Origin of the sequence: Nocardia sp. NPDC050412 (assembly GCF_044458825.1) — a bacterium.
In the GTDB taxonomy this organism is placed as follows: Bacteria; Actinomycetota; Actinomycetes; order Mycobacteriales; family Mycobacteriaceae; genus Nocardia.
On sequence record NZ_JBITIJ010000003.1, the window covers coordinates 455,320 to 474,923 of the forward strand.

General features: G+C 65.7%; 14 protein-coding genes. 8 read left to right on the plus strand and 6 right to left on the minus strand.

Features of this window, described 5'->3' with window-relative positions:
- Window positions 1-264 precede the first annotated feature (264 nt).
- Window positions 265-747 carry a hypothetical protein gene (locus ACIBI6_RS09995; protein ID WP_364339086.1) on the plus strand — a complete coding sequence of 161 codons (483 nt, stop codon included), beginning with the start codon at window positions 265-267 and terminating at the stop codon, window positions 745-747.
- Window positions 748-796: 49 nt separating this feature from the next.
- Here the strand turns inward: ACIBI6_RS09995 and ACIBI6_RS10000 are convergent, their stop codons facing one another.
- Window positions 797-2,020: an RtcB family protein gene (locus ACIBI6_RS10000; protein WP_396955782.1), complete on the minus strand. Its 1,224-nt coding sequence runs from the start codon at window positions 2,018-2,020 to the stop codon at window positions 797-799.
- Window positions 2,021-2,186: 166 nt separating this feature from the next.
- Here ACIBI6_RS10000 and ACIBI6_RS10005 point away from each other — a divergent pair, with 166 nt between their 5' ends.
- Window positions 2,187-2,921: a DsbA family protein gene (locus ACIBI6_RS10005; RefSeq protein ID WP_396955783.1), complete on the plus strand. Its 735-nt coding sequence runs from the start codon at window positions 2,187-2,189 to the stop codon at window positions 2,919-2,921.
- Here ACIBI6_RS10005 and ACIBI6_RS10010 read toward each other — a convergent pair.
- Together ACIBI6_RS10010 and ACIBI6_RS10015 are read right to left on the minus strand one after the other, a co-directional pair.
- Window positions 2,918-3,973, minus strand: coding sequence for an amidohydrolase family protein (locus ACIBI6_RS10010; RefSeq protein ID WP_396955784.1), 1,056 nt, complete (start codon window positions 3,971-3,973; stop codon window positions 2,918-2,920). The two genes, ACIBI6_RS10005 and ACIBI6_RS10010, sit on opposite strands and share 4 nt — an antisense overlap.
- Window position 3,974: 1 nt before the next feature.
- Window positions 3,975-5,348, minus strand: coding sequence for a glutamine synthetase family protein (locus tag ACIBI6_RS10015; RefSeq protein ID WP_364339096.1), 1,374 nt, complete (start codon window positions 5,346-5,348; stop codon window positions 3,975-3,977).
- Window positions 5,349-5,593: 245 nt separating this feature from the next.
- Between ACIBI6_RS10015 and ACIBI6_RS10020 the strand changes: the two genes are divergently transcribed.
- Window positions 5,594-9,040, plus strand: coding sequence for a protein kinase (locus ACIBI6_RS10020; RefSeq protein WP_396955785.1), 3,447 nt, complete (start codon window positions 5,594-5,596; stop codon window positions 9,038-9,040).
- Window positions 9,041-9,525: 485 nt separating this feature from the next.
- Here ACIBI6_RS10020 and ACIBI6_RS10025 read toward each other — a convergent pair whose 3' ends face one another.
- Window positions 9,526-10,926: a PQQ-binding-like beta-propeller repeat protein gene (locus ACIBI6_RS10025; RefSeq protein ID WP_364339105.1), complete on the minus strand. Its 1,401-nt coding sequence runs from the start codon at window positions 10,924-10,926 to the stop codon at window positions 9,526-9,528.
- 155 nt (window positions 10,927-11,081) lie between these two features.
- Window positions 11,082-11,258: a DUF2510 domain-containing protein gene (locus ACIBI6_RS10030; protein WP_396955990.1), complete on the minus strand. Its 177-nt coding sequence runs from the start codon at window positions 11,256-11,258 to the stop codon at window positions 11,082-11,084.
- A 99-nt stretch (window positions 11,259-11,357) separates the two neighbouring features.
- Here ACIBI6_RS10030 and ACIBI6_RS10035 point away from each other — a divergent pair, with 99 nt between their 5' ends.
- The 5 genes from ACIBI6_RS10035 to ACIBI6_RS10055 all read left to right on the plus strand — a co-directional run bounded on the left by ACIBI6_RS10035 (window position 11,358) and on the right by ACIBI6_RS10055 (window position 18,907).
- Entirely contained in the window at window positions 11,358-12,623 is a 1,266-nt protein-coding gene (locus ACIBI6_RS10035) for a glutamate-5-semialdehyde dehydrogenase (RefSeq protein ID WP_396955786.1), read from the plus strand.
- Window positions 12,624-12,692: 69 nt separating this feature from the next.
- The gene (locus ACIBI6_RS10040; RefSeq protein ID WP_051181768.1) at window positions 12,693-13,589 is read left to right on the plus strand and encodes a MoxR family ATPase; all 897 of its coding nucleotides are present in this window, start codon (window positions 12,693-12,695) and stop codon (window positions 13,587-13,589) included.
- A 3-nt stretch (window positions 13,590-13,592) separates the two neighbouring features.
- Window positions 13,593-15,008 (plus strand): VWA domain-containing protein, encoded by a 1,416-nt coding sequence (locus ACIBI6_RS10045; RefSeq protein WP_396955787.1) that lies wholly within the window; start codon window positions 13,593-13,595, stop codon window positions 15,006-15,008.
- A 91-nt stretch (window positions 15,009-15,099) separates the two neighbouring features.
- Window positions 15,100-16,953: an HSP90 family protein gene (locus ACIBI6_RS10050; RefSeq protein ID WP_396955788.1), complete on the plus strand. Its 1,854-nt coding sequence runs from the start codon at window positions 15,100-15,102 to the stop codon at window positions 16,951-16,953.
- A 1-nt stretch (window position 16,954) separates the two neighbouring features.
- On the plus strand, window positions 16,955-18,907 hold the full coding sequence (locus ACIBI6_RS10055) for a hypothetical protein (protein WP_396955789.1): 1,953 nt from the start codon (window positions 16,955-16,957) through the stop codon (window positions 18,905-18,907).
- Here ACIBI6_RS10055 and ACIBI6_RS10060 read toward each other — a convergent pair whose 3' ends face one another.
- A complete protein-coding gene (locus ACIBI6_RS10060; protein WP_364339116.1) occupies window positions 18,908-19,342 on the minus strand; it encodes a nuclear transport factor 2 family protein in 435 nt (144 codons plus the stop codon).
- Window positions 19,343-19,604: the final 262 nt, after the last annotated feature.

Sequence of the window (19,604 nt, forward strand, 5' to 3'; positions counted from 1 at the left end):
ATCGACAGCAACGGCCGTGCCGCACGGTATCCGTTCGACGAAAGGCTCTACCGGTAGACACCTCCAGCGCCGCCGGGTCGGCGCACCGCACGGATTCGCGACGAAACGTTCCGACGGCGCGGCGACACGCCCGTGATAGCGGTGGGCATACAGCTCACCGGTGACACCTGCGGGCACAGCGGCCGAAAAGACGAAATATCGCTGGGCAACGGGCAATCGGGTGAGACGATTGCTCCGCACCGTGGGACCCCGCAGGAGGTAGCGATGACCAACTACGATCCGCCGCCGGGTTGGTCTCCGCCCGGCGCCCAATTCCGCAGTACCGGTGGATTCGGGCGCACCGTTTTCGGCATTCTGGTCGGCCTGGTGGTGACGCCGGTCGGGATCGGACTCGCCGCGCACGCGGCGCTGGATACCCGGCAGTGGGTCATCCTCGGGTCCGCGGCAAATCGGGCCGGATCGACATTCCAGATCGTCGGTGGGGCGCTGTTGCTACTTCTGGTGGCCGCCCTTGCCGCGTACTCACCGGCCGGGACGGTGCTGGCCGGACTGGTCTGGGGTGTGGTGCCGGGCTTCGTGTATTTCCTGTTCCCGGATGACACCTGGCGAATCATTCATGACGACCTACCGCTGTTGTCCGATGAGATGCGACAAGCGCTGATCACCTGGGTGACCAGCGGTTTCCCCTTCATCCTCGGCGTGCTGCTACTCGGTGCGGGCGTCGCGGGCACGATGCGGCGGCGCTGAATACGTCCAGGCCGAATTACGGTAGTGCTCACCGCAATTCGGCCAGGTCTCAGCCCTTCACGCACAGCACCTGACGCAACGTCGCGACGATATCCACCAGATCACTCTGCGCGGCAATGATCTCGTCGATGTCCTTGTACGCGGCCGGGATCTCGTCGACCACACCCGCATCCTTGCGCGATTCCACGCCCTCGGTCTGCGCGATCAGATCCGCGACGGTGAACTGCCGCTTCGCCGCATTCCGGCTCATCCGCCGACCGGCACCGTGCGATGCGGACTGGAAAGAGGCGGGATTTCCCTTGCCGCGCACCACATATGAGCGCGTGCCCATCGAACCCGGAATCAACGCCAGATCACCTGCGCCCGCCCGCACCGCGCCCTTACGGGTCACCAGCATCGGCACGCCGTCGATCTCCTCCTCCGCCACATAGTTGTGGTGGCAACTGATCGGCTCGTCGAAACGCACCTCGCGTCCGGCGAATTCCGCGCGCACGGCACCGCATACCAGCGACAGCATGACCGCGCGGTTGCGTGCGGCGTATTCCTGCGCCCAGGTCAGATCGCGCCGGTAGGCTTCCATTTCCAGTGTGCCGGAAAGGAATACCGCCAGATCGCGATCGGGCAGGTCCTTGTTGTGCGGCAGTGCGCGCGCGACGGTCATATGCCGTTCGGCGAGTTCCTTGCCGATATTGCGGCTACCGGAGTGCAGCAGGATCCACACCGAATCGTGCTCGTCCAGACACACTTCGATGAAGTGATTGCCGCCGCCCAGCGAGCCGATCTGCTTGTGCGCCTTGGACTCCAGCGCCTGTACGCCCGGATTCAGTGAGCCGAACTCGGACCAGAAACGCCCCCAGCCGCTGACGTGCTTTGCCAGCTCGCCATGTGAGGCGGCGAACTGCGCGCCCAGCTTCGCGACATCGACCGCATCCTTATGCGCCTGGAACCCCACCGGCACCGCAGCCTCGATGTGTGAGCGCAGCGAATGCAGATTGTCCGGCAGGTCGGCGGCGGTGAGGTCGGTCTTCACGCTCTCCATGCCGCAGCCGATATCCACCCCGACGGCCGCGGGCGCGACCGCATCGCGCATAGCGATCACCGAGCCGACCGTCGCACCTTTGCCGAGGTGCACGTCGGGCATGACGCGGACGCCGTGGACCCATGGCAGTTGCGCGATATTCCGCAGCTGCCGCAGCGCGGCCTGCTCGATTTCGTGCTCGTTGGCCCACATGAGCGTCTGCGCCCTGGTGCCGCGCAGCTCGACGGGAAACATGGGAAGGTTCCTTTCTCGTTTCGGTCTGTTCCCCATCAACGCTAGATTCCCGCAGGTCCATGCGCACTTCATTATCGGTTGGCCATTACCGGACGAGGACGCCGCGCTCCACAACCGCTATCGTGCGGGGCGGAAAGTTCGACGAGTGAAAGCGTGGTGAAGCACGGTGAGCATCCCTCAGGGTGGATGGTCGGGTCCACCGCCGGCGTCGCGGTCCGGCAACCGCACTGTCGTCATTCTGGTGGTGGTCGCCGCATTGCTGTTCGTCGTCGTGGGCGTGGTCGGCGTGGTTGCGGTGCAGAAGAGCGGCGTCATTACCGGTGTCGCGACAGCCGCCACCTCCGGGAATACCCCGGCGGGCGTGACCGCCGCCGGCACCGTGCGCGTCGGCGATTCGAATGCGAAGGTCGTCGTTCGCGTGGTCGCGGACCTGCAGTGCCCCGCATGTAAACAATTCGAGAAACGCAACGCCAAGACCCTCGAGGACGCCGCCGAGAACGGAACGGCGATCGTCGAATACGACGTCATCGCATTCTTGGACCGTGCGTCGAGCACCGAGTACTCCTCGCGCGCCGCGAACGCATCGTTTTGTGTCGCCGGACAAGACCATTCGAAGTATCAAGGCTGGTTCGCCGCGATGTTCGAACAGCAGCCCGCCGAGGGCGGCAGTGGCCTGTCCGACAGCAAGCTCGTCGAGATCGCCAAGAACGCGGGCTACACCGACCCGTCGGTCGCTCAGTGCATTACCGATCGCAATTACGACAGCTATGTCCATGACAAGACCGAGCGGGTGCTCAACGGCGATGTCAATGCCACCCCGACCGTCTTCGTCAACGGTAAGAAACTCGATTCCAGCCAGCTGTCGAACGGACTCGAGGCCGCCATCGCGGCCGCGCGCTAGGGGTAGGTGCGCGCGGCGTTTCCGTGGGCGATCGCTATGACCAGCCCTTCGGCATCAGCCAGAGTGATGGCGTCCTCAGCGATCCATTCGTCCAGCAGGCGGCCGAGGCCGCGCCGCCACAGCAGTGCGCCCAGGTAGTGCAGCTCGGGAAGTCCGTAGCCGTCGGAGGAGTAGAGCATCGACCGGAACGGTGCGAGTTCGAGCGCTTCGCCGAGTACCGCCGCGGCGCGTTGTCCCACGTAGGGAATTGTCAGGCCGAGGTCGAGGTGCACATGGTCGAAGGCGTGCGCGAGGTAGGCGGCGTTGCGGTGGAACGGCCAGCAGTGCAGCAGCATGACCGATAGTCCGGAGCCCGCGGTGGCGTGCAGGAATTCGGTGAGCAGCAGCGGATCGGCGTGCTGGAGACGCAGATCGGTGTCGCCGAATCCGGTGTGGAACTGCAACGGCAGGCCGAGCTCCGCGCCGATGCGCGCGCCGAGTCCGACCAGCCAGCCGAGCGTTGCCGGATCGGTGAGGCGCAGTTCGTGGATGACCGTCGACGGCAGGGTATCGGTGACGGGAAAGTTCAGACCATAACGATAGGCCACGATTGTCTTGAGGCCGACGGCATTTCGGGCCCGACTACGCAATGTGGTTTCGATATCCTCGAAAGGCATTGCCACGGTGCTGACTTCGGTAATCACCTGTTCGGCTATCTGTTCGAGCCGGATGATCTCACGCACCTTACCAGGGGCGAGGGCGGCGAATTCCGCTCGGCCACCGCCGAATCCGGTATCGAGAAACCATCGGGTGGTGCCGGAGGCGCGCAGCAGTCGGGTGGTCGCTGCCCGCCAACCGAGCTCGGCCCTGCGGGAGATGTAACGCTCCGGATCGACATGCGGCTCCAGGTCGAGAACCGGTGCGCACCAACGCCTTACCGCAAGACCGATCGCCGAATCGAAGCTGCCGCGCTGCCCTTCACCGAGCAGTCGCTCGAAGCCAGGGCGGTCCAGATCCGCGGCGACGACGCCGTGACAATGGTGATCGGTCAGCGCGACACCATCGGTGAGCACGCTAGAACCGCCATCGGGTCATCTCGACCACCTTGGCCGGGCTGATATCCCGATAGCGTTCTGCCTCGGCGCGGCGCACGGTGAGCAGCGCATCGTGCAATTCGACGCCGAGTGCATCGGCGAGCACCTTGGATTCCGCGAGTGCGTCGGCGGCCTCCATCGAACTTGTCGGCAACCGCCGCACACCCGAGAGCATGAGTTGTTCGGCATCGAACCCCATTGGGTCGCCAGTGATTTCGGCGGGCAACCGCAGTTCTTCGGCGACACCGGCGAGTCCGGCGGCAATGACCGTACCGACGGTCAGATACGGATTACCGGTCGCGTCGAAACACTTGACCTCGGCATTGGCCGCCCAGTCCTCGGTGCCCCGCACGCCGGTGATGAAGCGCAGTGCCGCCTCCCGCGTCTCCCTACCCCAGCATTGCCAGATCCCTGCCCATCGCGAAGGTTGTAGCCGGAGGAAGCTCGCCGGATTGCCCGCGCCGACCGCGACCAGCGCGGGCAGTTCCCGCAGCACACCGGCCAGGAACGCCTCGCCAGCGCGGCGCATGCCATAGGGGCCCTCGCCCTGGGCCAACAGCGGTCCTTCGTCGTCGTGTAGCGAAAAATGCAGGTGCGCACCGGAACCCGCTCCACCCCGCTCGATACACGGCGCGAGCAGCGCGCGCCAACCGTATTGCGCGCTCACCTGCCGGATGGTGTGCCGGACCAGGATCGCGTCATCGGCCGCCGCGACCGGATCATTGGGTGCGACCGACAATTCCAGTTGCGAAAGTGCGTATTCCGGATGGAATTGATCGACGGCGACCTCCTGTCGCTCCAGGGCCGCGACGAGATCGCTGGCGTACTCGCCCACCTGGCTCAATCGGATCATGCTGTAGGCGGGCCCGTATATTACTGGGACGAAATCGTTTTCGATATCCCCGCGCCCGACCGACCACTCCGTCTCGAACGCCATCGACAGCCGCAGTCCGGCATTCTCGGCCGCCTGGGCCTGCCGAGTCGCGAAGGCGCGCTGACAGCCGACGAAGCGAGTGCCGTCCTGGCTGAACTTATCGGCGGGCGCCCAGGCCCACCCCGGCTGACAAGCGAGTTCGGTCAATCGCGTCAGATCGGGAATCAGCCGCAGATCACCATCGGGGCCGCCCAGATATCGCCCGACGGACATCAGATCGTCGAAGGTGAAGGTCTCGAAACAAGGCGAAACCCCGATCCCGAACCTGGCGGCCTGCGCCAACCGCGCCTTCGGGACCGTCTTCACCCTGGTTATCCCGGCATTATCCACAAAAGTCAGAGCAACCATATGGGCCTCGAGGTGCCCGATCAACGCATCATGGGCACCCTCGGCCGGTATCCGATCCGGCATGGTGGGCATGAGTCCCAAGATAATCCGCCCTCGCCCGCTTCGGGACGGACTCGGGCTAGCTCGTCGCTGCGCGGCCAGTTCGTTGGACGGCACACTGCTCTCGTCGTCGCGGCTTATGATCGACCTGTCGGGACCAGCTCGTTTTCGCCTCGAGAGGTAAATACATGAGTCGCTCGTGGTGCGGTCGGGATGGCAGGCCGCCGCAAACGCGCGAATTTCCGGGAAATCTGCGCCGATGATCGGGTGAGCGGTCGGTGTCCGAGCGCAATTCCGAGGGGACGCAACGCGACCTGACTTTCGGTATCGCAGCGGAACTGGCTGCGGCCGGGTTCGCCGACGCCCAAGAGATCGGCCGAGGCACATTCGGCATCGTGTACCGGTGCACCGAGTCCGCAATCGAGCGGGACGTGGCGGTCAAGGTTCTGGGCTCCACGGTCGACGATGAGGACCGGACCCGATTCCTGCGCGAACAGCGGGCGCTGGGGAAGTTCTCGAACCACCCGAACATCGTCCAGGTGCTGACGACCGATGTCACCGCGACCGGGCGGCCGTTCATCGTGATGCCCCTGCACCCCAGAGGCTCGCTGGCCACCCGGATTCGCGCGGACGGGCCCTTGCCGTGGCAGGAGGTATTGGGTGTGGGCGTGAAGCTGGCGGGCGCACTGGCGACCGCCCACGCCTCAGGCGTCATCCATCGCGATGTCAATCCCGGCAACGTCTTGATCAGTGACTACGGTGAACCGCAGTTGGCGGACTTCGGTATCGCGCGGGTGGGCGGCGCGTTCGAGACGGCGCCAGGCACGGTCGCGGGTACTCCGGCCTACACGGCTCCGGAGGTGATCCGCGGCGAACCTCCGACGGTTCTCTCCGATATCTACGGGCTCGGCTCGACGCTGTTCACCGCTCTCACCGGCCACGCCGCGTTCGAGCGCCAAGCAGGGGAGTCGATGGTGGCGCAGTTCGTGCGCATCACCTCAGAACCCGTCCCGGACCTGCGATCCGCCGGTGTACCGGCAATGGTGTGCGCCGCCCTGGAAGCCGCGATGGCCACCGATCCGGCCGACCGCCCGGCATCAGCCAGGGACTTCGGTGAGCGGTTGCGTACCGCGCAGTTCTCCTGCGGGCTGCCGGTGGACACGATGGCCGCCCCGGCGCACGACGGATCCGGCGCAACGGGATCGGTCGCGGGCGTTCGGCCGCTCTCGCAGACAACCTCGAGCGCCGTATTGCCGCTGGAATCGGCCCCGAAGACCCGGTTCCGCCCACCGACGACGCTGCGTCGGCTGATCAACCGCCCGCGGTTGCTGGAGACTTTACGGGAGGGGCAATCCAGGCGACTGGTCCTCATTCACGGCCCGGCCGGTTTCGGCAAGAGCAGCCTGGCCGCACAGTGGGCGCACGCCCTCGCCGCGGAAGGCGTCCGGGTGGCCTGGTTGGCGATCGCGGAGGACGACAACAATGTGGTGTGGTTCCTGAGCCACTTGGTGGAGGCGATTCGGCAGGTTCGTCCCACGCTGGCCAGCGAACTGACGCAGATTCTCGAGGAGGGTTCCGCCGGCGCGGCGCAGCAGGTGATGGCGGCCCTGATCAACGAGATCCACGACAGCGCGGAGCCCGTCGCCGTCGTGATCGACGATTGGCACCAAGTGACCAGTCCGGCGACCCTCGCCGCGATGGAGTTCCTACTCGACAACGGGTCCGACCACCTGCGATTGATCGTGACCAGCCGCAGTCGCACCGGTCTTCCATTGGGGCGCATGAGCGTCCAGGACGAACTGGTGGAAATCGATCAGAGCGCACTGCGTTTCGATTCTGGGGAAACGACGAACTTCCTGGTCGGCGCGAAGAGATTGCACCTTTCCGACGCCGATGTCGACCGGCTGCGCGAGTCGACGGAGGGCTGGGTGGCGGCGCTGCAGCTCGCCTCACTGTCGCTGCGCGGCAAGGAGGATCCCGGGGGCTACCTGGACCAGATCACCGGGCAGCACTACGCCATCGGCGAATATTTGATGGAAAACGTCGTCGGCGCGCTCGAACCGACGATGCTCGACTTCGTCATTCGGACCGCGGTCACCGACACCATCTGCGGAGATCTCGCGGAGGCGCTGACCGGCGTGCTGTCAGGGCAGCAACAGCTCGAGGAGGTGCGGCGCCGAGATCTCTTCCTGCGCAGCATCGATGACGAGCTGCAATGGTTCCGCTATCACGCGCTCTTCGCGGACTTCTTGCGCCGCAGACTGGTCCGGCAGCATCCCGGCTTGCTCGAAGAGCTGCATCTGATCGCGTCGAACTGGTTCGCCGGGCACGAAATGCTCACCGAAGCCGTGGATCACGCACTCGCGGCCGGCGCCGCCGAGCAGGCGAAACAGCTGGTGCAAGAACACGCCGACACGCTGATCGAAGATTCCCGCATGGCCACCTTCCTGGGCCTGGTAAAGAAGCTGCCCGCCGCGATCGCGGTTACCGATCCACGGCTGCAACTGTCGGTGGCCTGGGCCAACATCTCGCTCCAGCGCCCTATCGCCACCCAGACCGCGCTGGATCGCGTGGACGCGGCACTGGCAACCGCCGCACCGGACGATCCCGGGACCGCGGACCTGCGCGTCCAGGCCGATGTGACGCGAGCCGCGGAATACCTTGTGACGGACCGGTTCAAGGATTTCCCGGATGCCGCCGAGGCATGGCTGCGGCAGCCGGTGCGGCCGTTCCTCGCCAGCGTCGCGGCCACCACCGCGGAAGCGGCCGCCTACTATCGTTTCGACTTCGCGGGTGCCCGTCGCTGGCACGCATGGGCCAAGCCCTACCGGACTCGCATCAACGGTCCGGCCGGCGTGGTGTACGGCGCCTGCATCGCCGGCGAAGCTGCCGCCGAACAACTCGATATCGCCGGAGCCGAGGAGCTCTTCCGCTCCGCGTTCACCCTCGCCCGGAGTACCGGCAGCCAATCCCACGCGATCCGGATGGCCAGCGGCCTGCTCGGCGAATTGCTTTACCAGAAAGGGGAATACGCCGAAGCCGCGGAGCTGCTGGCACTCGGCCCCGGCCTCACGACCGGCGCCGTGGAATTCCTGGTCGCTACCTACGGGACCGGTGCCAGGCTGGCGGCAGTGCGCGGCGACCTCGATGCCGCGCGACGACGGTTGGACGAGGGGCAAACGGTCGCGGAGCACATCGCCCTGCCACGGCTGACCGCCCGCATTGTGAACGAGCGGGTACGACTGGGTCTGCCGATCACCGACGAAGACCGGCAGACGCTGGAGCACCTGCCCAGCTACCAGCGGCAACCGAACCACCCGCTCGCGGTCACCGCCGAACTCACCCACGAGTCGGCCATTCGTCTCCTGCTTGCCCAACAGTCACCGTCCGCCACCGAGCGCGGCGTCGCCGCCGCCGAACAGATCGTCGCCGAGATCCGCACCCAGCCTCGCCCCCGCGCGCTTCTGCAGGCTCGATTGCTATACGGCGGTTGCCTTTCCGTCGCCGGACGTAGCGAACAGGCGATCGCCTGCCTGACTCCGGCGCTTTCTCGGTGCGCCGAACTCGGTCTCGTCCGAGTGGCCGTGGACAGTGCCCCCGCGATCGCGCCCGTCGTGGAAACCCTGCTCGCCGCCCCGCAGGCACCCGACCGGCCTCCCCGGCCTTTCCTGCAACAGATCCTGAAAGAGATCGATGGAATCAGCGAGCGGACATATCACGAATAAGGCGTCGGCTTGTGACTGTGCCGCTTTCACCTGCTTTCGGTCGATTCCGCGCTGCCGGAAGCTGCGTTCGACTTCGCTTCCGCCACAGGGGATTTAGTTTGCTCACGCAGTGTGAGTCGACGGACCCGCGGGGTGGTCATTCGCTACGGTGATTCGGCATCTGCGGCTCTACTCGGCTTTTGCCGATCTCCCCGAAACCGTTGCGGCAGAACTCGTTCCACGGCTGCTCACGAACCAGGAACACGGCGCAGTCATTTCCTGGTTGTCCCCGACCGACATGGTCGGACGGATGCTTCGACCCAAGTACAAGAAGCGCGGCCTGTTGGCGGCGTTCGATGCTCCGTCGGAGGACAGCGAGCGCGTCGGGAGCGGTGCCCCCGGGCTCGGTGAAGTCGTGATTCGGGCGTGACCTCAGGGGCGACCTTTCCGGAGCGATCGAAGCGTCTCTCGCAACTGCTCAGCGGTTTCCTTGCGATGCAGTCACGTTATGCCGCAGCGTATCCGGTGAATTCCTGCGCGGTTACGGTGACCATGCGCCCACCCATTGCCTTCACCGCCGTGCGAAAGTTGGGTCTGCCACTGGGCGGTAACGGCATCGACCACGCGCTCGAACCGTCTCCAGCGTCGATCGCGTGCACGGTGGTGCCGTCGGTCAGGATGAGGTGGCGTGCGTCGGTTATGCCGTCGTAGCGGGCAGTGTTCGCGAACGGCGTCGGCTGCTGCCAGATCCGGTGTCCATCAGTGAGATCGAGGCCCGCCAGCTCTGATCCATCGAGCGATCGGACGATCACAGTGTTATCGACTACTCCTTCTACGGCGGTCATACGTCCTGTGTGCTCGTCGATACCGATCTGCGCATTGGTCCAGAGGACTCGGCCGGTCGTTCGCTCGTAGGCACTTTCTCCGGTGAGGATCGGCGGCGGCGTCGTGGTCGCGGTCGGGTACCACTCGAGGAGGAAGCTCGCGTTGCTGACCTCGGTGATCGAGTGGCCATTGCGATCGAGAAGCGTGACTCGTCCCGCGCTCCAGCCGCGGTCGAACACCTGCGAAGCGACAATGCCGCCGTCGAACGTATAGCCAACGGGGGCGGTGAATAGCAACTCGCCGGTGGACAGATCGTAGACGCGAACGCCATGGTCGTGCCCGTCCATGAAGTAGTCCTGCACGATCCTGGGCCTGACCGGGTCGCCGGGAACGGGCGTCGGATACGTCCGCCGCCAGATGGCGTCGATAGCGGAAACGGTCCCTCGCGTGACGACGGCGGTCATCCAGTCCGCGGTTCGGCCGGTTACCGAAACGACGCCGTCGTGCACCGCCACGTCCATGACCTCGAAGTCCGTCGCATGGTCTTCGAGTACCGAGCCCGTGGCAGCCTCGACGATCAACACCCGATTCGTGCCGTGGCAGGCGATCTTTCCGTCGAACACCTGCTCACGGCAGCCGAGGAGTTCGCCGACATCGGTCGTCCATCGCACCTGGCCGGTGTCCGGATCGATGCCGTGCATCCGCACTGGACCGACGGTTAACCCAGCACTTTCGCCCGGCGCAGCCCCGCCGGGCACCGCGGTTGCCGCGACGATCATCGTCCCGGTGTCCATCGGCGAGCCATAACCGTAGTAGCGACTCAGGGTCTGCGGCGCGGCCAGCAAAACCGCACCGGGCTCCTCGGACAAGTCGGCCGCGCGCAATGTCCACTGCGGCACCGGAGTGGAGTCGAGCCGGGGCGAAATCCGGAACCGGCCACCGGCAGCCGTGGATACCTCCTGCGGCCGTACCGGCGATCGGTTCACCCACACGACCACAGCGATACCCGCCACCACAGCCACGACCAGCACCGTGATCCAGATCCTCCGCTGATCGATGAGCCATTTTGCAGCGTTGTTCACTCGGAGGTCTCCTTCATGGATCCATCGGGACCAGGCACTGGACGGCCCGATCTGCAAGGTATCGGCTTGTCAAAGCTGAGAATTCAGACCGGACTGAGGCCGATGGTGCCGGTTCAGCATGCGGCGTGGATCCGGGAAGACGCGTTGGGGCAGTGTCAGTGCGTATGCGGCGTCGACTGCTGTCCGTCGAACCAGCGCACTACGCCGGGATTCGCCGGATTCGGATACCACCCCGGTGTCATCGATTGCGCGGGGTGGCTCGGTCTGCGAGATCCGGACTGCACGATGAGCAGGACGAGCCCGACGCCCACTCCGGCGACCACCAGTGCCACGATCAAGAGCAGCAGGAGCTCCGTGCGGCAAGTATTGAGAGGCCGCCGGTCCGGGCCGTGGCTGGAACCGCTTTCGCACCGGTCAGTAGGCTGTTACCCATGACGGCTGGAACCACGACCGAGCAGGATATCCGCGAGACGGTGCACGATGCCGCGCGCAATGCTCGGGTCGCTTCGCGGGCGCTCGCACAGCTGACCACGGCGCAGAAGAACGAGGCGCTGCATGCGGCGGCCGACGCCTTACTAGCGGCGGCCGATACCGTGCTCGCCGCCAACGCCGAGGACATCGCGACCGCGCAGGCAGCGGGGACCGAGGAGTCACTGCTGGACCGGCTGCGGCTGACGAAGGCGCGCATCGACGGCATCGCGTCCGGGCTGCGCCAGGTGGCCGGCCTGCCCGATCCGGTCGGTGTGGTCGTGCGTGGGTCGACGTTGCCGAATGGGCTGGAGATCCGTCAGGTGCGGGTGCCGCTCGGCGTGGTGGGCATGGTCTACGAGGCCCGCCCGAATGTCACCGTCGACGCATTCGGCCTCACGCTCAAGTCCGGCAATGCGGCGCTGCTGCGCGGTTCCTCCTCGGCCGCGCACTCCAATGCTGCACTCGTCGCCGTGCTGCGGGAAGCCCTTGTCGCACTGGACATTCCGGCTGATGCGGTACAGCTGCTGCCCAGCCACGATCGCTCCAGCGTGACCCATCTGATCCAGGCCCGCGGCCTGGTCGACGTGGTCATCCCACGCGGCGGCGCGGGCCTGATCAATGCGGTGGTCCGCGATGCACTCGTGCCCACCATCGAGACCGGTACCGGCAACTGCCACGTCTACGTGCACGAAGCCGCCGATCTGGAGATGGCCGAGCAGATCCTGATCAACGCCAAAACCCGTCGTCCCAGCGTGTGCAATACCGCCGAGACGGTGCTCATCGATGACGCGATCGCCACCACCGCGGTGCCCCGGCTGATCGAGGCGCTGGAACGCAACGGCGTCACCGTGCACGGTGACCTGCCCGGACTGGTGCCCGCCAACGATCAGGATTGGGGCGAGGAGTACCTGACCCTCGATATCGCGCTCAAGGTCGTCAAGGATCTCGACGAGGCCGTCGAGCACATCAACACTTGGGGCACCGGCCACACCGAGGCCATCGTCACCGGTGAACTGGCCGCGGCCCGCGAATTCACCAACCGGGTCGATGCCGCCGCCGTCATGGTGAACGCGTCGACCGCCTTCACCGACGGTGAGCAGTTCGGCTTCGGGGCGGAGATCGGCATCTCCACCCAGAAGTTGCACGCCCGCGGTCCGATGGCGCTGCCGGAACTGACTTCGACCAAGTGGATCGTTTGGGGCGACGGCCAGATCCGGCCGGTCTAGATTTCGTTCGGTGTAAGAACCGCCGAGCGCTTGCTTCGGGCACTCCCGTAGCGTTAGGGGTGGGTTTCAATGGAAGGACGCTACGTGGGTACCGAAAGCGCAGTGCAGGAGCCGATCTTCACCTCGGTCGACGATGTGATCGAACGGCTGGCCACGACCGGGTACCTGGCCGATAAGGCGACGGCGACCTCGGTATTCCTGGCCGATCGGCTCGGCAAGCCGCTGCTGATCGAGGGCCCGGCCGGTGTCGGCAAGACCGAACTCGCCAGGGCGGTCGCGCAGACGGCGGATGCGGAGCTGGTGCGCCTGCAGTGCTACGAGGGCGTCGACGAGGCCCGCGCGCTGTACGAATGGAATCACGCCAAGCAGATTCTGCGGATCCAGGCCTCCAGCGAGAACGACTGGGAAGAGACCAAGGCCGACGTCTTCACCGAGGAATTCCTGCTGTCGCGCCCGCTGTTGACGGCGATCCGTCGCGCCGATCCGACCGTGCTGCTCATCGATGAGACCGATAAGGCCGATGTCGAGATCGAGGGTTTGCTGCTCGAGGTGCTCAGTGATTTCGCGGTCACGGTCCCCGAACTCGGCACGATTACCGCGAGCCGCAAGCCGTTCGTGGTGCTGACCTCCAATGCGACGCGCGAGCTCTCCGAAGCGCTCAAGCGCCGCTGCCTCTACCTGCACCTGGACTTCCCGGATGAGGAACTCGAGCGCCGCATCCTGGCCAGCCGGGTTCCGGAGCTGTCCGCCTCGGTCGCCGCCCAGTTGGTTCGGATCGTGCACGTGCTGCGCGGCATGCAGCTGAAGAAGCTGCCGAGCGTCGCGGAGTCGATCGACTGGGGACGCACCTTGCTCGCGCTGGGTCTGCAAGATCTCGACGACACGACCGTGCGCGCCACCCTCGGTGTCGTGCTCAAGCACCAAGCCGACCACCAGCGTGCGCTGGCCGAGCTGAAGCTGGCCTGAGCCATGGCGGCCGGATCGCAGCCCACACTCGATGCGCCGCACGGGATTTCGGGACATCTCGTCGGTTTCGTCGAGGCATTGCGGGCGCGCGGCATCCCGGTCGGTCCCTCGGAGACGGTGGACGCGGGCCGTGTGATGTCCGTGCTGGATCTGATGGACCGTGACGTCGTGCGCGAAGGTCTGGCCTGTTCGCTACTGCGCCGCACCACTCATCGCAGCACCTTCGACGGCCTGTTCGACCTGTGGTTCCCGGCGGCCATCGGTGCGCGCAGCAGCACTCCGGATGATCTCGAACTTCCGCGCACGCCGTCCGGCGAGATCGATATTCCCGCGTTGCGCGGACTGCTCGCGGCCCTGCTGAGCAGGGAGGATTCGACGCAGCAGCAAGAAATGATCGCTGCGCAACTGGTCGAACAACTCGGGCAGTACGAATCCTCGCGCGGTCCGTCCTTCTCGGCGTACCGAACGTTGCGCGAGGTGCAGCCGGAAACGCTGCTGGCCAGGATCCTGCAGGGTTTGGCTGTCGGACCGGATACCAGCGAATTCGATGCCGAGGTCGCCCGCCGCACCGGTCGGCAGCGCATCGCCGGATTCCGCGCCATCGTGGAGGCAGAAACGCATAGGCGGGTGGCCGAGAATATCGGCAGGGAACGCGTCGCGAGCTATGCCGTCTCCCGGCAGGTCGAGGACGTCGACTTCTTGAGGGCCTCGGAAACCGAGCTCGCGGAGATGCGGCGCAGCACGCAGCGACTGGCCCGAATCCTGGCGTCCCGACTTGCCGTGCGGCGCAGGCACGCTCGTCGCGGTGAGATCGATCTGCGCAAGACACTGCGCAAATCCATGTCGACCGGCGGTGTGCCGATCGACCTTGTCAATCGCAAACCGCGACCGGGTCGCCCCGAACTGGTGCTGCTCTGCGATGTGTCCGGCTCAGTGGCCGGATTCAGCAACTTCACCCTCTTGCTCGTCAATTCGCTGCGCGAACAGTTCTCCCGGGTGCGGATATTCGCGTTCGTGGACCGGACCGATGAGGTGACTCGGTTCTTCGATCCGCACACCCAGCTGGACCAGTCCATGGCCCGCATCTTCACCGAGGGCAAGGTGGTCGGCCTGGACGGGCACTCCGACTACGGCCATGCGCTGTCGACCTTCGTCGAGCAGTGGCCCGATGCGGTGACCTCCCGCAGCTCGCTGCTGATCCTCGGCGATGCCCGCACCAATTACCGTGATCCGGATCTGAATACGCTGCACGAGCTGGTGCGCACCGCCAAGCACGCGCATTGGCTGAATCCGGAGAAGGAAAGCAACTGGGGCACAGGCGATTCCGCCGCCAACAGATATCGCGAAGTGATCGAGATGCACGAGTGCCGCTCGGCCAAACAGCTGACCGCGGTGGTGTCGCGGCTGCTACCGGTGTGACGCGATTGTGACCGAAGTCATTATCGGTCTGCGTTAACACCATCAGCATTCGTTAAGAGAACTATTGGCGCTGCGCACCAGGATTCGCTCCATGGTGAACAACGCGCCGGATGGGTCTGGCCGCAGCGGTAGTGGGGATTATTCGTTCCAGGTCGATCTGCGTGGAATCGTCGATCTGCTCTCGCATCACTTGTATTCGAGCCCCCGGGTCTACCTCCGTGAGCTACTGCAGAACGCGGTTGATGCCGTCACGGCGCGCAGGCAGCGTGATGCGTTGGCGCCCACCGCGATTCGGTTGCTCATCGACGAATCAGGTCTGCGGATAACAGATCACGGTATCGGTCTCACCGAGAGGGATGTGCACCGTTTCCTCGCCACCATCGGGCAATCGTCCAAGCGAGACGATATCGAGGGCGCGCGTCGAGAGTTCCTCGGGCAGTTCGGCATTGGGCTGCTGGCGTGCTTCACCGTGGCCGAGACGATCCGTGTGGTCACCCGCTCGGCCCTCGACCCGGACGCCTCGCCCGTCGAATGGCTGGCCGCAGCCGATGGCACCTACTCGCTGCGTCAGCTCGATCCGGCAGTGCGGCAAGAGCCGGGAACTACGGTGCATCTCACACCGCGAGCCGGTGCGCAGGAGTGGTTCACACCTGGGCGGGTGCTGGACCTGGTCCGCGATTATGGATCGCTACTGCCCTACGAAGTGACGGTCGAGGCGAATGGTGCCGGACTGCGCGGCACCGATGGTCCACCGGTATGGCGGCGCAGCTACGCATCTGCGGCGCAGCGACGCGCGGCGCTGTTCGAATACGGCGAGCGCGTCCTCGGTTTCACCCCGCTTGATGTGATCGATCTCGATGCCGAATTGGCGGGGGTCAGCGGGATTGCCTTCGTGCTGTCGCAGCCGGGCAATCCCGCCGAAAGCAGTGCGCACCGGGTGTATCTCAAGGGCATGTTGCTCGGTGACGCCGTGCGCGGACTGCTGCCGGACTGGGCCTTCTTCGTGCGATGTGTCATCGACACCGACAGCCTGCGTCCGACCGCCTCGCGTGAGGGCCTCTACGAAGACGAACGCCTCGCCATCGTCCGCGACAGCCTCGGCGACCGAATCCGTGACTGGCTCACCGAAATCGCCGCCGAACAGCCCGAGCGGCTCGCCGCGTTCCTATCCGTGCACGCACTCGGCGTCAAGGCAATGGCGCGGCATTCACCGGACATGCTGCGGATCATGGTGCCGCACTTGCTGTTCGAGACGACGGACGGCCGGGTTCCACTGACCGAATTCGCGCGCAACCATCCGACCGTGCGGATGACGGCGACGGTGGAGGAATTCCGTCAGGTGGCAGCCACGGCTGCTGCGCAGGGCATCGGCGTCGTCAACGGCGGATATGCCTACGATGCGGAACTCGTCGCGCTGCTGCCCACGATCCTGCCCGGAGTCACGGTGACCGAGCTGGACGCGGCTGCCGTCACCGCCGCCCTCGACCTGGTGGATCCGGCCGAGGAACTGGTACTGGCCCCGGTGCTCGCCGCCGCGCGCACCGCACTGGATCCGCTGTCCTGCGATGTGATTCTGCGTGCGTTCCATCCGGTTTCGGTGCCCGCACTGCATCTGGACAGTCGGGGCGCGCGCAATGAACGAGCACGCGTCGAGACCACCGTGGGCGCGGATGAGATCTGGACCGAAATCCTCGGCGCGCTGGAGGCGAGTGCGCCCCGAGCGCAACTGGTATTGAACCACAACAGCCCGGTGGTCCGACGATTGAGCCGGATCGACGACCCCGCCTTCCTGCGAACCGCGGTCGAATCGCTCTACGGCCAAGCGTTATTGATGACACACCGACCGTTGCGACCGGCCGATACCGCGCTGCTCAATCGCGCATTCGGCGAATTCCTCAGCTGGGCTACCCGACGTGCGGCGGGCGAGACCGCGGAGGAGGCCTGAAATGGAAACCTCCGAGATCCAATCGGCCCTGGCGCAGAGCCGTTCGCTGCCGCACGGACGTGGCCGCACCGAACGCCTGGAAACGCTTGCCGCCGCGGCGAAGTCGGGTCCGGACCGGGCACTGGAGGGGAGTGTCCTGTTGGAACTGGCCCAGGCGTATGCCTATGCGGGCGAACGCGATCTGGCGCCGGTCGCCTATGGCAGGTTGCTGCGGATCTATGACGACTTCCCGGCCGAGCTCGGTCCGCTTGCGCATTCGGTGCACTGGTATCTGAAATGGCTGACCTGGGGGCTGATCGAGAACCCCGCGGTGCCGTTGCAGACCACCTACCGCTGGCTCGACGAGCTCGAAAGTCGTTATCGGCAGCGGGGATACAGTGTGCGCCCGGTGCTCGCATTGCGCTCGGACCTGGCGCGGGAACTGGGTCAGCACGATATGGCCGCCGAACTGCTGGACGCGGCGTGTGCCGCAGCACGGGACAGCATGTCCGATTGCGATGCCTGCGAACGCAACCACTGGGGTGCGAACTACGCGCAGGCCGGTGACGATGAGTCCGCGCTGGAGAGCTGGCGTCCGGTCATCGACGGTGCGCGCAGCTGTGCCGAGGAGCCGCATCGGGTGCTCGGGCAGGCGTTGCTGCCGATGCTGCGCACCGGGCGCACCGTCGAGGCGCGCAGTGCGCATTTGACGGGTTATCCGCTAGTGCGCCACCTTCCGGATTTGCGGCGTTCGGTCGGCGAGCACATCGAGTTCTGCGCGTTGACCGGAAACGAGGCGCGTGGTCTGGAGATGCTGGCCGAACACGCGGCGTGGCTGACCGATCCCGGCGCGGACGTCGCCATTCGGCTGGCCTTCATATCGGGAGTGTGCGTGCTGTTGCGGCGGCTGAGCGAGTTGGATCTCGGTGCACTCGCAGTCGGGGCGGGGACGGTGGATTCGGTACGCACCGAGTTGAGCGTCGAAATCGGCGAGCTGACCGCGAAGTATGACGCGCGTAATGGTAATACGGTGGTCAGCGATCGGGTCGCGGCACGGCTCGCGCAAGGACCGCTGGTCGGCCATCTTCCGCTCGGTATGCGAAATACCTTGCCGCGCACGGTTGCCGCCGTGGCCCCCGCGACTTCCGCCACGGTCGACGAACAAGCCGAGGACGCACTGCAGCTGGCCGAACTGGCCGCGGTACGCCTCGTCGACTACCCGAAGGATGCCGAACAGTATCTGCGCCGGGCGCTTTCGATCGGCGCGACCGCGCTGCCCGCCGAACACCTCGCCCGCCTGAGTTCCCAGCTCGTGATGGTGCTCTCCGGACAGCCGGGCCGCGAATACGAACTGGCCGATGCCGCGCTCACCGCCGCCGCACGCTGGGAACCGATCTCGACCGCGGATGCGATACACCTCACCTTCGTCGCCGCGCGCGCCTGCCACCGGGCCGGACGGCACGGGGAGGCGGCCGCCCTGTTCGAACAGCCACTGGCCATTGGAGAGCAGCCGTACCCGCCCGCCGAAATGGCGATAGTGCGCAGGCAATACGGCGAATCCCTGCGCAAGCTGAACCGATTTCGTGATGCGGCAAAGCAATTCGTCGAGGCGGCCCGTCTCGTGCACAACGATCCCGACCGCGTCGAACTCGAAGCCGAGCTCGCCTGGTCGGCGGCCGCGGTCTTGGACTACTGCGGCGAAGACGAACAAGCGGTCGTTGCCTTTCTCCGCGCCGCCCACCTCTGGGGCGCCCTCGACCGCATCGGCCCCCGGGCCAAATGTCTACGCTCCGCGGCCTGGCTACAGCTCTACGGCGCCGGTATGGAATCCGACCGCCCATGGCTCACGACCATGCGCGACCTGCTCAGGGAACTGGAGAGCCTGGCCGAAACGTCCCCATCACCCGAGCTGACCACCGAACTCCTCAACACCCGCACCCAACTCGCCGACATGCAGCGCGACGAGGACCGCTGATCACCTGGCGACCAGTCCGCCGAGCAGTGCCTCGACCTGGTCGAAAGCGATGGCACCAGCGAGCGGATTCGAGTAGCTGCGAGTCGAGACGATCAACCCGTCACGCACCCGGGAGACGTTGATGATCAGCAGGTCGAACCGCTTGCCGGTGGCCAACACGGTTCCGTTGATCCGATACTCGGCGATGACGACCTCAGGGTCGGCCGTCTCGTGAATGCGGACGTCGTCGACGGAATCGAAGCGCTGAATCCGAGCACCCTCCACCAGATGAGCGCGAAACGCCTCGCGCCCGACCTCGGGATGCTCGGCACCCGGCGGCAGAAACGGCAATTCGAACACCGCATCGTCGGCATACACATCGGCCATCTCCGGCGTCGGGCCGTCAGCGGTCAAGGAAAGCAGGCGTTCAATGGTCTCACGAGGGGTGGTGGACATGGCATACTCCTATTCGACAATTAACCGGGGTTATCACCCCGGTTAATATACGGGGCGGCCGCCCCGGCTGTCTCGCGATCGCAGCGGTTGCTGTTTGCCGCAACGGAATTCGCGACCCACAGCGGTTAGCAACGTTGATCTGCGATTGCCTCCGACCTTCGCGGCACGCACCGGAATGACCCTGCTGGCTCGGGCTCGCCGACGTTTGCGGATGATAAGAAAACTGTTAGGTGGCATGGGCATTGTTGCGGGGGACACCGAG

Excerpts from the sequence above, each read along its gene's own strand:
- ACIBI6_RS09995 (WP_364339086.1), top strand. The coding sequence starts at position 265 with ATGACCAACTACGATCCGCCGCCGGGTTGGTCTCCGCCCGGCGCCCAA.
- ACIBI6_RS10000 (WP_396955782.1), bottom strand. The coding sequence starts at position 2,020 with ATGTTTCCCGTCGAGCTGCGCGGCACCAGGGCGCAGACGCTCATGTGG.
- ACIBI6_RS10015 (WP_364339096.1), bottom strand. The coding sequence starts at position 5,348 with ATGCCCACCATGCCGGATCGGATACCGGCCGAGGGTGCCCATGATGCG.
- ACIBI6_RS10035 (WP_396955786.1), top strand. The coding sequence starts at position 11,358 with ATGACGGCTGGAACCACGACCGAGCAGGATATCCGCGAGACGGTGCAC.
- ACIBI6_RS10040 (WP_051181768.1), top strand. The coding sequence starts at position 12,693 with ATGGAAGGACGCTACGTGGGTACCGAAAGCGCAGTGCAGGAGCCGATC.
- ACIBI6_RS10045 (WP_396955787.1), top strand. The coding sequence starts at position 13,593 with ATGGCGGCCGGATCGCAGCCCACACTCGATGCGCCGCACGGGATTTCG.
- ACIBI6_RS10050 (WP_396955788.1), top strand. The coding sequence starts at position 15,100 with ATGGTGAACAACGCGCCGGATGGGTCTGGCCGCAGCGGTAGTGGGGAT.
- ACIBI6_RS10055 (WP_396955789.1), top strand. The coding sequence starts at position 16,955 with ATGGAAACCTCCGAGATCCAATCGGCCCTGGCGCAGAGCCGTTCGCTG.
- ACIBI6_RS10060 (WP_364339116.1), bottom strand. The coding sequence starts at position 19,342 with ATGTCCACCACCCCTCGTGAGACCATTGAACGCCTGCTTTCCTTGACC.